The sequence below is a fragment of the Streptomyces sp. NPDC030893 genome, assembly GCF_055571535.1.
Genome location: NZ_JBVIFC010000004.1, coordinates 505,691 through 516,531, shown reverse-complemented (window position 1 = coordinate 516,531; position 10,841 = coordinate 505,691). Strand labels below are relative to the sequence as shown.

The window sequence follows — 10,841 nt, the reverse complement described above, 5'->3', positions numbered from 1 at the left end:
GGAAGAGGCGAGTGGACCCCGGCTTCGGGCCGGTACCCCCCCCCCCCCACACCCCCCCCCCCCCCCCCCCGGCCCCCCCCCCCCCCCCCCCCCCGGCCGGCAGCGCGGCCGGCCCGTCAGGTACGGCGTCCGTCAGGCGCCCGTGATGTGATCGCCGATCAGCCGCGCGTACGCGGCCTCACCGGCGGCGTTGGGGTGCAGCGGCGCCGCGAGCGAGGTGGGCACATAGCCCTCGATCCAGCGGCGGCTCGGCGCCTGGCAGGCGTCGTGGCCCACGCTGGGCGTGCGCAGATCGACGTACTCGGCGCCGTGGGCCGCGGCCTGCTCGGCCAGGATCCCGTTCAGCCGGTCCACCGCCCCCTGGAGGTAGTCGGCGTCCACACCGAGCACCGGCTGCACCGGCCAGCAGCCGCCCGGCTTGATGTAGAGCCCGTACCCCGCCACGATCACCCGGGCGTCCGGCGCCTTCGCGCGGATGCCGTCGAGTACGGCCGCCACCTTCGGTGCGGCGGAGTCCACGCGCTCCGCGACCCGGTCCACACCGCCCTCGGTGAGGCCCGTCTTGCAGGGCTCGGCGAGCGGATTCAGCTGCATGCAGTCCTCGGCGATGCCGACCAGGCCCGCGTCGTTGCCGCCGATGGTGAGCGTGACCAGGGTGGTGTCCTCGCTGAGCGCGTCGAACTGCGGCGGTGCCTCGCCCATGTCCTGGTCCAGCAGGGACAGCCCCTGAGGCCGCGTCATGTGGTCCGTCTTCGCGCCACTGCACGTCACGTCGCGGAACTCGGCGACGTCCAGACGGTCCGCCAGCTCGTGCGGATAGTTCTGCGTGGACCGGCCGCAGGCCAGCGGCCCGGTGGGCCACGGAACCAGCGGACCGGAGGCCATCGAGTCACCGAGGGCCACATACACCTCCCCCGACGCGGACCCGGCGGCGGTGGCGGCGGGCGCGCCCGCCAGCAGCCCGGCCACCAGACCGGCGCCGAGCGCGCATCTGACCAGACGGGCGATTCCCTTGCGGTACGACCTGTTCACTGCGGCTCCCGAAGTCCCGAGGACGGCAAGGCGGCAAGCTGTGCGACGCGCGGTACAGGAGGAACGGCGCGGATACGCATCCCGGACGACGGGTGCGGATCCGCGATGGAGTCGGAGGTGGAGCGGAACGTGCCGCCGGTCATCTTGCAGCCCCGCGGGCCCCTGCTTAACTGGGCGGTAACGCAGACTTCGACGGGGGCCTTTGTGACACGTGACAACTCCGGTCCGCACCTCCGCATCGCCGGCCGCCCCGCCGCCGCCCGGCTACGCGCCGCCGCACCCGCCCTGACCCGCCGTATCGTCGCCCGGCTGCGCGCCGAACTCCCCGCCTACGCCGAGCTGCCCGGCGAGGCGCTGACCGGCGACATCGCCGACATCGTCCAGCACAACCTGCGGATGCTCGCCGATTCCCTGGAACACCGGCGCCCGCCCGGCGAGACCGAACTCGCGCGGCAGCGGGACTCCGCCGGCCAGCGCGCCGAGGAGGGCGTACCGCTGGACGCCATCCTGTCCGCCTACCACCTGGGCACGACCATGTGCTGGCAGGACCTGTCCGCCGGCGCCCGCCCCGCCGAACTCCCCGACGTGACCCGGATCGTGACCCACGTACTGACGCTCCAGCAGTACGTCACCTCGGCCGTCAGCGCCGGCTACCTGGAGGCCCGCCGAGCCCTGGACAGCGAAGAACACCGCGGCCGCCACGCCCTGATGACGGCCCTGCTCGCCGGAGACGCGGCCGAGGGCGGCAGCGAACGCTACGTCGCCCTGACCCTCGCCCTCGCGCCGCACCCCGACGAGACCGGCGACGGCCCCGGCGCCCGGATCGCGGCCCGGCGCAAGCTCCGCCGCGTCCGCTCGGCCCTCGACGCCCACGGCGGCGAGCCACCCCTGACCGCCCTCGGCCCGGACGGCGGCACCGTCCTGCTCCCCGCCGCCGCGCCCCCGCCCTGGCCGGAGCTCACCGGGCTCGTGGCCCGTACCGCGGACGCCGCCGGCGTGCCGGTGACCGCCGCGGCCGAGACGGCCGAACCGCCCGGGATACCGGCGGCCGTCGCCCGTACCGCCGAGGTCGTCGCCCTCGTACGCCGCTCCGGCCGGCCGCCCGGCCTCTACCGGCTGGCCGACGTCCTCCTGGACTACCAGCTGAGCCGCCCCGGCGAGGCCCTGCACGGCCTGGCCTCCCTGCTGCGGCCCCTGGAGGGCAAACCGGAACTCCTGCGGACCCTGGAGACCCATCTCGCCCGCGAACTGGACCGCCGCGCCACCGCCGCGGCGCTCCACATCCACCCCAACACGGTCGACTACCGACTGCGCCGCATCACCACCCTCACGGGCCTGTCCCCCACCCGCCCCCTGGACCTCCAGCACCTGGGCGCGGCCCTCGTCGCACGCCGGTCGCTGCGCCCGGACGGCTGACTCCCCGGCCGGACGGCGGGCCGTCGCCGGGAACCGTGTGCCGTCCCACCCGTCCGTGCCGGCCGCGTTCCGCTGACGCGGACCGGCGCGGCGCGTCCCGGGACGACCCGTGCGGATATCGTGATCTGCCGTCATCGAGAGGCGGAACGGCTCCTCCTACCCGGCGTACCGCTCGGAGAGGCAGCCGGCCATCCCCGTTTCACCCGCACCGGCCACCGGTGCACCGCACGAAGGAAGCCTTACCCATGGAGTCCGTCCGCGTTCTGCTGGTCGACGATCAGCAGATGATCCGCACCGGTTTCCGCCTCATCCTCGAATGCGAACCGGACATCTCCGTCGTGGGCGAGGCGTCCGACGGCGACTCCGCTGTCGAGCAGGTCCTCGCCCTGCGCCCGGACGTCGTTCTGATGGACGTCCGCATGCCCGGCACGGACGGGGTCGAGGCCACCCGGCGCATCGTGGAGTCCGGGGCGGACTCCCAGGTCGTGATGCTGACCACGTTCGACCTGGACCGGCATGTCCTGGACGCCCTGCGGGCCGGGGCCGTCGGCTTCCTGCTCAAGGACGGACCGGCTCAGTCCCTGGTGGAGGCGGTACGGATGGTGGCCGCCGGTGATGCCGTCCTCTCCCCGAGCGTCACTCGGCGGATGCTGGACCGCTTCGCCCGCCTGCCCCAGCCGGCCGCCGCCTCAGCGCCCAGGCGGCTGGACCATCTCACGGCCCGTGAGGTCGACGTGCTGCGCGCGCTGAGCCGGGGGCTGTCCAACGAGGAGATCGCCCAGGAGCTGGACGTCAGCAGGAACACGGTCAGGACGCACATCGCCCACATCCTGGAGAAGTACCACCTGCGCGACCGGGTGCAGGCGGTGATCCTGGCCTACGACGCCGGCCTGGTCGCACCGGACGGGCACGCCCGCGCCCCGGGCTGACGGTCACCCGCGAACGGGCAGCGCGTCGCGCACACCCGTGTGCAGCGAGGCGTGCCCCCTCATCTGCACGACGCCCTGCTGGAATTCACCGGAGGGCATCCCCTGGCTCTCGCCCTGGCCGCGGAGGCGGCGGTGCGCGCGGAGACCGGGGGCGGTGCCGCGGACCCCCCGCTGGGCCGGGACGCCGTCGCCGCTCTGCTGCGCCGGCTCGTCGGTACCCCGCCCGACGAGGCTCACCAGGCGGCCCTGGACGTGTGCGCCCAGGCCCGTGTCACCTCGGTGGAGCTGTTGCGGGCGGTCCTCGGCGACCAGGGCGAGCATCTCTTCGTCTGGCTGCGCGACCTGCCGTTCGTCGAGACCACCCGTCCCGGCGTGTTCCCCCACGGCGTCGTACGCGAGGCGTTGAAGGCCGATCTGTACTGGCGTGATCCGGCCGGATTCGCGGAACTGCACCGGAGGATCCGGGGTCACCTGGTCGAACGGACGAGGCACGCGCCCGCCTCGCGCGTCCTGGAGACCGTGGGGGACCTGCGGTTCCTCCACCGCTCCGGGCGCTTTCTGGCCGAGGGGCACGGCCGGCCGTCGGGCGGCCGTATGGAGGAGCTGCTGCCCCGCGCGGTGGGGCACGAGGAGGCGGTGATCCGCCGGATACGCCGCCAGGAGGGACCGGAGTCGGCGCGCATGGCCGCGCACTGGCTGCGCGAGCAGCCCGAGAGCTTCCGTCTGCAACGTCTCGTCCCCGGTGAGGGGTTCGTCGGGTGTTCGGCGTGGCTGGAGCTCACGCCCTTCGACGGTGAGGCGGAGGACCCGGTCGTCGCCGCCGCCTGGGCGCACACCAGGAAGCACGGGCCGGTGCGGGACGGCGAGCACATCGCGCTGGCGCGGTTCCACGTCGGCGAGTACGGCCACCACCGCCCCTCCCCCGTCATGGACGCGTCCCTCGGGCGCATGGTGGGGGAGATCATCCGTAACGACGAACTGGCCTGGGCGTTCGCCGTCGTGCGCGACGACGGCTTCTGGGACTCCCATCTGCGCCACCACGCCATGGAGCCGACGGCCGGCACGGTGACCGTCGACGGCCACCCTCACCGTCTCTTCGCCTGCGACCGGCGTGCCCTGCCCGCGGTGTTCGGGGGCGCGGAGAGCGCTCCCCCACTCACCGGTGCCGCTGCCGGTCCGGCCCGCTCCGAGCGGGACCCGTTCACGGCGGCGGATGTCCTGGTGCTGGACGAGGAGGAGTTCGCCGCCGCCGTGCTCGCCGCCCTGCGGGCCCTGCGCCGGCCGCGCGAGTTGGCGCTCAACCCGCTCCGGCGCAGTCGTCTCGTCCTGGCGCACGGCAGGGGGCTCAGGGAGGTGGTCACCAACGCGATCGGCGGACTGCCGCTCGAACGCGGTGGTGACAAGGGCTTCCGTGCGGCGACCGCCGCCTACGTCGAAGGGGCCTCGACGCAGGCCGCCGCCGCTCGGCGCCTGGGCCTTCCCCTCAGCACCTACCGCCGCCACCTGACGTGGGCGACACGACGGATCACGCGGATCATGTGGGAGCACGAACTGTCCGGAACCCCGCTGTTGTCACCCGGGGACCGGCCGCGGCGTTGACTCAGGGGACCGGGAGGGCGAGGACGGCCCGGGCCCCGCAGTCGTGGGGATCGTCCCCGCGGTCGTGGGGATCGTCCCCACGGTCGTGGGCACCGGCCCCGTCGTCGTGGGAACCGGCGCCGTCGTCGTGCCGAACGGGCTCGGCGAGGTCGCGGGAGCGCCGGTCGTCCGGTGGCGGCGGTCCGTACACGGACGGAAGGGGAAGGGCCGCGTGCACGCAGTAGCCGCCACCGGGACGGTGGCCGGTGTGCAGTGTGCCGCCCATGGCCGCGACCCGCTCCCGGATGCCGACCAGCCCGTGCCCCGTCCCCCGGTCGGCGGCGGGGGCCGGCGCGGGCGCGGCTCGCCCGCAGGGGCCCGCGTCGCAGATCCTCAGGGACAGCCGGTGCCGGTCGTGCTCCCACGCCAGCGTGACCGCGGTGCGGGTGCGGCCCGCGTGCTTGAGCGTGTTGGTGAGGGCCTCCTGCACGATGCGGTAGACCGCCAGTTGCGAGCCGGCCGACAGTGCGGCCGGCTCCCCGCTGACGGTGCAGCGGACCTGGAGACCGGCCGCACGCACCGACTCCAGCAGCGCCGGGATGGCGTCGATGGTGGGCTGCGGCGGCTGCTTGCTGGGGTCGGTGTCGTCCTCGTCGTCGGTGCGGAGCACGTCCAGCAGTTGCCGTAGCTCGGTGACGGTGGCACGGCCGGTCTCCTCGATGGTGCGGTGCAGTTCGTGCGCCTTCTCCGGGTCGCGGGCCTGGACCCGGTCGGCGGCGATGGTCTGCACGACCATGAGGCTGACGTTGTGGGCGACGATGTCGTGCAGTTCCCGGGCGATGCGCGCGCGTTCCTCCATGACGGCGGTACGGGCGTTGGCGAGCTGTTCGCCCTCCAGGGCCCTGGCGCGCTCCAGTGCCTGGTCCTGCATCGCGGTGCGGGTGCGTACCAGCCGGCCCAGCGACCAGGCCGCGGCCATCAGTACCGCCTCGGTCGTGCCCGCCGCGAACCGGTGGCCGGCGGGCGCCAGGACGGCTTCCGTGACGGACATCGCCGGGATGTGCAGCAGCGCCACCAGAGCGGTGGTGCGGTGACCGGTGCGCACGGCCGTCAGGAACAGGGCCGTCGCGGCGCTCAGGTAGGTGGGGCTGATCGCGGTCCCCTGCGGGCCCACCAGGTGGGGGACGTAGCGCAGCCCCTGGAGGACGCCGCAGGCGACCGCGACCGTCACCAGGCTCGCCAGCGGAAACCGGTGGTGGACGGTGAGGGGCGCGCCGCAGGCCAGGATGAGTGCGACCCACCAGCCGCCCGGCGCGTCGTGCAGGTCTTCGGTCGCCGGGACCAGGGAGGGCAGGGCCAGGCACCAGCCGGTCAGGAGGACGCCCAGGACCAGGTCGGTCAGGGCGGGGGGCAGACGGCGGCGCGGCCACGAGTCCAGTGCGTGCATGGCGGTCCACGCTAGACCGCGTGCCGCGGCGACGATCGGCCGGGACGGCGATCCGCCGGGTCACCGGCCCGCCGGGACGTGCTCGTTCCCGAAGACGAGCAGGGGCGCGTACTCGTCCGGTCGGCCGATCCGCCGGTTCACCTCGGAGGCGGAGCTCGCGGACCGTACGGGGCGTTGGACTGGAGGGGTCGACCGATCCCTGCCCGAAGGAGTTCCGGTGAGTCTCCGGGACCCAGTTCCCACCCGAGCCGGCCCGGTGAGCGGCCGCGACGCCGAAGGCCCTGCCGGCTTCCTCGGTGGCGGTCTGCTCGGCGACCGGGTGGCCGCCGCGCGCGCCCGGGCCTTCGTCGGCAGGGCGGCCGAGCGGGAGGCGTTCCGGGCGGCGCTGGCGGGAGAGGCCGAAGCACCTCCCGTCCTCTTCGTGCACGGGCCCGGCGGTATCGGGAAGTCCGCCCTGCTGCACCGCCTGTCGCTGGACGCGACCGCCGCCGGCCGGACGGTGGTGCGGGTGGACGGTGCGCGGACACCGGCGGACGCCCACGGTCGCCGGGGCGTGTTCCGTGAGGTGCTCGACGCTCCCGCGCCGGTCCTGTTGGTCGACTCCCTGGAGCGGTGCACCGGCCTTGAGGAGTGGCTGCGTGACGGCTTCCTGCCCGACGTGCCGAGGGACGCGGTCGTGGTCATGGCGTCGAGGACCCCGCCGCAGCCCGGCTGGACCACCGATCCCGGCTGGGCGGCGTGCGCCCGGACCATGAGGCTGCCCGCGCTGAACGCGGAGGAGGCCGCCACGGTCCTTCGCGACCAGGACGTGCCGCCTCCCCTGCGCGCCCCCGTGCGGGAGTTCGCGGGCGGCCATCCGCTGGCCCTGTCCCTGGTCGCGGCCGCCGCCCGCACCGGTGGGGAAGCACGGTGGTCCCTGGACGGGGGCGTCTCCCGACGGCTGACCGCGGTCCTGTACCACCGTCTCGTCGGTGGTCTTCCCACCGAGCAGCACCGGCGGGCTCTGAGGGTGGCCGCCCTGGCCGGTGCCGTCACGGAGGAGCTGTTGCGCGCCGAACTCGACGGCGGCGCGGCGGCCCGGTCGTTCGCATGGCTGCGCGCGCAACCCTGGGTGACGGCCGTCGGGTGCGGCCTGCTGCTGGACGAGGTGGTACGGAACACGGTCGAGCAGGACGCCCGCTGGAACGACCCGGAGGGATTCGCCGCCCTGCACGAGCGCCTGCACCATCACCTGGTGGAGCGGATACGCACGGTCCCTCCCGACCGCGCCTCGGATGCCGCGGGAGCCCTGCACCGCCTGTACCGGGGCATCGCGGTGCCGCCGCCCGCGCACGAGCGGATCGCGCCGGGCGGCCACGAGGACGAGGCGTGCGGGACCGTGGACCGGGCCACCGTGCTCGGCCTGATCGAGGACCGCGAGGGACCGGAGTCCGCGGAGGTCGCACGGTTCTGGCTGCATCACCGGCCGGAGGCGTTCCGGGTCCGGCGGCCGTTCCCGTACGGCTCCCCGGAAGCCTGTTCGGCCTGGCTGCGGCTGACGGCGTACGAAGGGGAGGCGGCGGATCCGGTGGTCGCCGCCGTCTGGGACCACGTCCGGCGGCACGGGCCGCTGCGGGCGGGCGAGCGGATCTCGGTGGCCCGCTTCCACGCCGGCCCGCACGAGAAGCGGGACGCCTCGTCGGCCGTGGTGCCGGCGCTGCGGGGGCTCGTCGCGGAGACCGTGCGGGACGGCGGACCGGCCTGGGTGTTCTTCGTGCTCCCGGACGACGGGGTCTGGGACGGGTCGCTGCGCCGGCACGGGCTGCTTCCCACGGAGCACCGCTGGGACGCCGGCGGCGTCCCCCAGCGTCTGTTCGCCCGCGACACGCGGGTCTTCCCCGCTTCGGCCTGGCTGCGGGGGCTGCTGCACTCCGTGTCCGGCGAGGGTGACGGCCGCGAGCCCGGCGATCCCGTGGACGGTGCCGGCCTCGTCCGCGCGGACGAGGCGCGGACAGCGACGGGGGTCCTGTCCGAGCGGGAGTTCGCCGACGCGGTGGCCGCGGGGCTGCGGGCGCTGCGGCGGCCGTCGGAACTCGCGCTGAATCCGTTGCGGCACAGCCGGGTGGTCGCCGCGGGGAACGGGGACCTGGCGGCGGTGCTCCTGCGGACCGTGGACCGGCTGGCCGAGGAGCGGGGCGGGCACGGACCGCACCGGGCGGCGGTGGCCGCGTTCGTCGAAGGGACGGCCCCTCACAAGGCGGCGGCCGATCGACTGGGCGTGTCACTGAGCACCTACCGCCGTCATCTCAGGACCGCGGTCGCGCGCGTCTCGGTCCGTCTGTGGCACGAGGAGCTGTACCCGTCCGGCGCGCGCCGGACGGGTACACCGTGAGCGGTCGGAGAACGGGCTCGGCGACGGGCCCTAGGCTTCGCGGACTAGGCGGGATTCCTCCTGGTGGCCGACATCGCGGCGGATTCCGCGCGAAAGGATCGGCCCATGGAACGCATACATGTCCTCGTCGCACTGACCGCCGTCGTCGCCCTCGCCCTCACCGCATGGGTCAAGCCCCTCAAGGTGCTGACCTTCTGGCCCCTCGTCATCGTCTGCGGGGTCTCCTACCCCGTGGGCGCGGGGCTGTTCTCGGCACTCGATGCGGCAGGGGCCGGCGGTGTGTGGGCCGAGTGGACCTTCCTGATCAGTGTCGCTCTTCTGATCACCGCGGTCCTCGCGTCGGTCCTCCGGCTGCTCAGGTCCTCGGACGGCACACGCACCGACCGCCACACCTACGGCCAGGACTTCAACGCGTGAGCGTGGGGTGGATCAGAAGATCCGCAGACGGGTAAGCGTCTTGTTCTGGTTCTCGACATCCACCTTGGCCGACCACTTGGCCAACGTGTAGATGTCCCCGCCCACGACGAAGCGGACGCGGTTGTTGCCGGACGAGACCTTGACCGCGTTGGGCAGGTTCATGTCCTGGACACCCGCGTTGGCGAAGCAGACGGTGTTCTTGCCGCCGTCGTACCAGACCTTCACGAAATCGTTCCGGTTGCCGCAGTCGGCCCTGTTCATCGCGGCGGCGGGGGATGCGGGCATGAGGACTGCCAGGGCTCCGGCGGCAGCCATGACCAGCGTCATTCGCTGAGTGACACGCTTCATGACGAGTCTCCTTCGTAGGGGTGGAACAGCATGTGGCTTCAGCCGAGGGTGTAGCCGTACTTCTCGGCGACGTTTCCCATGGCGACGACGTCTGCGGGGTCGGGGGGAGGGCCGACCCGGCCCCGGACGCCGGGGCGGCCGATCTCCTGGAACATGCCGTCCATGCCGCCGGGCACATAGAGGAAGTACATGCGGGCCGGGTGGCCCGGGCTGGTGTTCTTGAAGGAGTGCCGAACCCCCTTGGGGACGTACACGACCCCGCCGGGCTCGACGTCGAACTCCTCGTCACCGGCGGTCACACGGAGGGTTCCGTCCAGGAGGACGAACGTCTCGGACTCGCCGTGGTGCGTGTGCGGCGGGGGGCCGGCGTCGGCCGGAACGATGGCCTCGGCCAGGGACAGCTCACCGCCCGTGTCAGCGGCGCTGAGCAGGGTGGTGTAGGTGTCCCCGACGAGGAACACCGGGGATCCGCCGTCCGGCGGTATGTGCAGCGGGGGCAAGGACATGAATCGTACTTTCTTGTCGGTGGACGGCGTTCCGCCTGGTTCCGGTCCCCGGTCAGGCGAGCTTGGCCGACAGGGTGACGGTCGTGCCGGTCAGCGCCTGGCTGACGGGGCAGTTGGCCTTGGCGTCCTCGGCGGCGGCGACGAAGGCGTCGTTGTCGAGGCCGGGGACGGTGCCCTCGGTGGTGAGGTGGATACCGGTGATGCCGACCCCCGGCTGGAAGGTCACGTCGGCGGAGGTGACGAGCCGGGTGGGCGGGGTGCCCGCCTCGGTGAGTCCGTTCGACAGCGCCATGGAGAAGCAGCTGGAGTGGGCCGCCGCGATCAGCTCCTCCGGGCTCGTCGTGCCGTTCGCCTGCTCGGCGCGCGACGGCCACGACACCGGCTGCTCGCCGATGCCGGAGGAGTCGAAGGTGACGACGCCCTTGCCCTCCAGCAGATTGCCTTCCCAGACGGTGTGTGCGGAACGGGTGGTGGGCACGGTTGGGTCCTTTCCTTCTGTGGTGAGCCCCTGGTCGGGGGCCGCGGGACATATCCGAGCACACGGCGTCGCGGCGCAGCGGTGAGACGGCCGGGCGACGACATGGCACCGGATGTTCTGTTTGTGGTGAATCGGACGCAGGGGGCTCGGGCGCACCGCCGGCAGCCCGATGCCGCGCCCCGGGAAACGCCGGGCCGCCTCGACGACTGACGGATGTTCACTTTCGCGAATACGTGAGCGGATGGCCATACCGCGACAACTCGGGGCGACGTATGAGGAGGATGCGGCCCAAGCGATCACGAAGTTGCTTCCGTGATCG

The 10,841-nt window shown here is 73.6% G+C and carries 10 protein-coding genes; 5 read left to right on the top strand and 5 right to left on the bottom strand.

From position 1 onward, the window contains the following. Positions 1-132 precede the first annotated feature (132 nt). Positions 133-1,032: an SGNH/GDSL hydrolase family protein gene (locus ACZ434_RS12120; RefSeq protein WP_468454509.1), complete on the bottom strand. Its 900-nt coding sequence runs from the start codon at positions 1,030-1,032 to the stop codon at positions 133-135. Positions 1,033-1,236: 204 nt separating this feature from the next. Here ACZ434_RS12120 and ACZ434_RS12115 point away from each other — a divergent pair, with 204 nt between their 5' ends. From ACZ434_RS12115 to ACZ434_RS12105, 3 genes are all read left to right on the top strand, one after another. After that, positions 1,237-2,448 (top strand): PucR family transcriptional regulator, encoded by a 1,212-nt coding sequence (locus ACZ434_RS12115; protein WP_468454506.1) that lies wholly within the window; start codon positions 1,237-1,239, stop codon positions 2,446-2,448. A 245-nt stretch (positions 2,449-2,693) separates the two neighbouring features. Then, the gene (locus tag ACZ434_RS12110; protein WP_468454504.1) at positions 2,694-3,377 is read left to right on the top strand and encodes a response regulator; all 684 of its coding nucleotides are present in this window, start codon (positions 2,694-2,696) and stop codon (positions 3,375-3,377) included. A gap of 51 nt (positions 3,378-3,428) precedes the next feature. Beyond that, entirely contained in the window at positions 3,429-4,976 is a 1,548-nt protein-coding gene (locus tag ACZ434_RS12105) for a hypothetical protein (RefSeq protein WP_468454502.1), read from the top strand. A 1-nt stretch (position 4,977) separates the two neighbouring features. Here ACZ434_RS12105 and ACZ434_RS12100 read toward each other — a convergent pair whose 3' ends face one another. Then, positions 4,978-6,402, bottom strand: coding sequence for a sensor histidine kinase (locus tag ACZ434_RS12100; RefSeq protein WP_468454500.1), 1,425 nt, complete (start codon positions 6,400-6,402; stop codon positions 4,978-4,980). A 217-nt stretch (positions 6,403-6,619) separates the two neighbouring features. Here ACZ434_RS12100 and ACZ434_RS12095 point away from each other — a divergent pair, with 217 nt between their 5' ends. Beyond that, a complete protein-coding gene (locus ACZ434_RS12095) occupies positions 6,620-8,773 on the top strand; it encodes an AAA family ATPase (RefSeq protein WP_468454498.1) in 2,154 nt (717 codons plus the stop codon). Between the two features lie 105 nt (positions 8,774-8,878). After that, on the top strand, positions 8,879-9,190 hold the full coding sequence (locus ACZ434_RS12090) for a hypothetical protein (RefSeq protein WP_468454496.1): 312 nt from the start codon (positions 8,879-8,881) through the stop codon (positions 9,188-9,190). Positions 9,191-9,202: 12 nt separating this feature from the next. On the opposite strand, the gene ACZ434_RS12085 is transcribed toward ACZ434_RS12090, so the two are convergent. From ACZ434_RS12085 to ACZ434_RS12075, 3 genes are read right to left on the bottom strand one after another with little or no spacing between them, the layout of a single operon-like run. Then, on the bottom strand, positions 9,203-9,538 hold the full coding sequence (locus tag ACZ434_RS12085) for a beta/gamma crystallin domain-containing protein (RefSeq protein ID WP_468454494.1): 336 nt from the start codon (positions 9,536-9,538) through the stop codon (positions 9,203-9,205). A 38-nt stretch (positions 9,539-9,576) separates the two neighbouring features. Beyond that, positions 9,577-10,044 (bottom strand): cupin domain-containing protein, encoded by a 468-nt coding sequence (locus ACZ434_RS12080; protein WP_468454492.1) that lies wholly within the window; start codon positions 10,042-10,044, stop codon positions 9,577-9,579. Positions 10,045-10,096: 52 nt separating this feature from the next. After that, a complete protein-coding gene (locus ACZ434_RS12075) occupies positions 10,097-10,522 on the bottom strand; it encodes an OsmC family protein (RefSeq protein WP_468454490.1) in 426 nt (141 codons plus the stop codon). Positions 10,523-10,841: the final 319 nt, after the last annotated feature.